Origin of the sequence: Desulfofundulus sp. (assembly GCF_049701015.1) — a bacterium.
In the GTDB taxonomy this organism is placed as follows: domain Bacteria; phylum Bacillota; class Desulfotomaculia; order Desulfotomaculales; family Desulfovirgulaceae; genus Desulfofundulus.
On the sequence record NZ_JBNATZ010000268.1, the window covers coordinates 536 to 3,256 of the forward strand.

General features: G+C 53.7%; 3 protein-coding genes. All 3 read right to left on the reverse strand.

Annotated elements, in window-relative coordinates:
- Window positions 1-665, reverse strand: a 665-nt coding sequence (locus tag ACPLUI_RS12935) for a helix-turn-helix domain-containing protein (RefSeq protein WP_424660667.1), incomplete at its 3' end; no start/stop codon positions are given.
- 16 nt (window positions 666-681) lie between these two features.
- A complete protein-coding gene (locus ACPLUI_RS12940; protein WP_424660668.1) occupies window positions 682-1,998 on the reverse strand; it encodes a ParB N-terminal domain-containing protein in 1,317 nt (438 codons plus the stop codon).
- 48 nt (window positions 1,999-2,046) lie between these two features.
- Window positions 2,047-2,721 (reverse strand): hypothetical protein (locus tag ACPLUI_RS12945; RefSeq protein WP_424660669.1); only part of this gene is annotated, 675 nt, incomplete at its 5' end.

The following is a 2,721-nucleotide window of genomic DNA, read 5'->3' on the forward strand; positions in this document are numbered from 1 at the left end:
AGCTGCTGCAGTCCGTCCGCAGAAACCCCCAGGTAATCCGCAAGCCGGCCGCAGCTGTCCTTCCGCGGCACCTGAAGTCCCATTTCCCACCGGGCCAGAGTAACGACATGCACTCCAACAGCCCGCGCAGCGTCAGCTATCCGGTGGTTCTCCCTCACCCGCGCCAGCATCAGTTCCCGCGACAGCGGACCGTACTCGTCTATGGACGGCGGAATGTAGTTCGCCAGCCATTCCAGTACAGGCCGGTACAGCGTGCGCGGCAGGCTGAACAGCCTGTCAAACCCGAACCTGCGCCTCAAATCCGACCAGGTACGGCACATCACCGTGGGTTTCAGTACTTCTATGTTCTCTCCGTACTTGCGCTTATTTTTCTTTTTGAATTCCTTCCACTTTTCGTGCACAGCCTCTCTGACGGTCGACTCCATCCCCCTGTCGTTCAGGGGGTAAGACTGCACTACCTGGTATATGCTGTCGAACCCGATCTCACGGCTCATTTCGGCAATGTGGGCCAGCGCGTTCAAACGCTCCCTCTCCGCCGTTTCCAGCGATTCCCTTAGCTCCCTGTTCTCCTGGACCAGCCTGGCTATCACCGCGCTGTCCTGCTTCAGCTCGTTCCTCAGCTCGCCAATCAGCTCCTGGAACAGTTCCCCTATCCTGCTGTTCATAAGCCACCCCTCACTTTCAGCAGCTCACGACTTTCCCGGGCACGTCAAGTACCACCGTACCGTCGGCATCGTAAACGTTCAGAGCACCCTCCATCTTTTCGACGTACCTCTGCAAAACGGACATCAACCTGCGAGCTTCCATCCTGTGCGCGCCCGTTACCTTCGCCCTGGCCAGCATCTGGTCGAACATGTCCTCCTGCTTCTCCAGCGGAGAAATCAACTTCCGGGCAAAGTTCATAAATAAGGTGGTCTCCTCCTGTTCCTTGAGTACCTTCCGGTAACCGTGTATCTTGGCTTCCAGTTCAGCCAGCTCTTCCCGCAAGGCTTCAACCTTCTTTTGCGTCTCGGGGTCGGCCAAAGAACGTTTCTTGAGCTCTTCGATTTCCTTTTCCATTTCAACCCGGGCAGACTCCGACCTGGCAAGCTCTTCCTTCAACCTCGCGATTTCCTCTGCCTGCTTGGGGTCGGGGACGGGTTTCTCGACTTCCTTCACGACTTCGACCGTCACTTTTTCCGGTGGGCGAGACTTCAGCTCTTCGATTTCCCGGCGGAGTTTTTCGACTTCTGCCCTGAGTTTTTCAGCTTCGTCCGACCCGGCACGAGCTTTTGCAAGTTCCTGCTCTTTAGTTTCAAGTTCCTTCTTTAACTCACCGACCTTTGTACGCCAATTTTCCTCGCGGGCTTTTGCTTCTCTGGTTTCCTTCTCCATCGCTTCAAGTCGAGTTTTTACCTCCTCATAAGCTCGGTAGATACTGATCTCATCCGCATCGAGCTTTTCTATCAAGTCCGGGGCAACCCCGGGCGCATATTCAGCTATAAATTTAATCCTCCGGTAAGTAGCTCGACTGCCCAGACCAAGCTTCCGGGCTATTTTTTCATCAGTCCTGGTAATACCTGTCTCCCGAGTGGCACAATTGTGACACTCGGTAATCATATCCTGGCATCCGTGGTTCTGCTTTAAATTTGCCAGACTCCGTGCCTTCGCCCGCTCCCGCTCCACTGTTTCCAGCTTTCTTATCAGTTCAGCCGTTTCGCTGAAAGTGAACGACTTCCGGACAATATTCTCGTCCCGCTCCGCCTTCAACTGCGCGTAAAAGTCCTCAAACGCTATCTCAACTACTGGTATCTCCTCCCACCCGAGCATCCGGCAGGCATTCACCCGCCTCTCACCGGCTACCAGCACCAGTTCTGGAGTTACAATTACCGGCTGCAAGAGACCCAGTTCCTTAATGGACTCCGCCAGCTCCTCGAGGTCGCCCATGTCCTTCCGCACGCGGTCCACGATCTTGATGTCGTCAATCTTGACTTTACGGATCTTGTCTGACTCTCCCAAGGCAAAACACCCCTCCAAAAAGTTTCCCTGAAAAATTAAAAACACCGGTCATTGCACCCGGTGGCCTTCGGCGTCCACATACTCCGCATCCAGAGTAGCCAGTGACTCCTCCAATATCTTTTCCAGTCTCTTCAGCAGCGACACCCAGCGCAGGACTTCCATCCTGTGCGCTCCGCTTACCGTTACCCCGCAGAGAAGAGACCTTACCTCTTCTTCCTTCTTTTCCAGCTGGACAAATATCTTCTGCAGGCGGTTGATTACCACCATTGTCTCCTGATTCCTGGAAAGCTGGTTCCTGAGCCGCCTGTTTTCTTCCGCAAGCCGCTCATTTTCCTCCATTAATTGCTTATTTTTCTCCTGAAAAGCCGACAGCTTTTCCCTGAGTTGATACGTTTCGTCCTTTACCCCGTTCTTTTGAGAGTTGTCCCCTTGAACCGACCCGCTCCGGGTTGCTCCGTACTTAAAAAGCTTGAAAGCGTCGTAAATCCCAATCTCTTTTCTTTTTAATTTTTCCTGCACTTCCAGAGGCAGCTTTAAAAGGGCCAGCAGCTGGCCGATGTACTCCCTCGATATCCCCAGAACACGGGCGGCCTCGGCCCTGCCTATCTCGTTCACATACCGTTGAACAACCGCCGCTTTCTCCATCGGATTTAATTCCTTCCAGTTCTCGGGCCGCACAACTACAACCACCCCCATCATTGAGAAGAAGATTCTACTACTTTC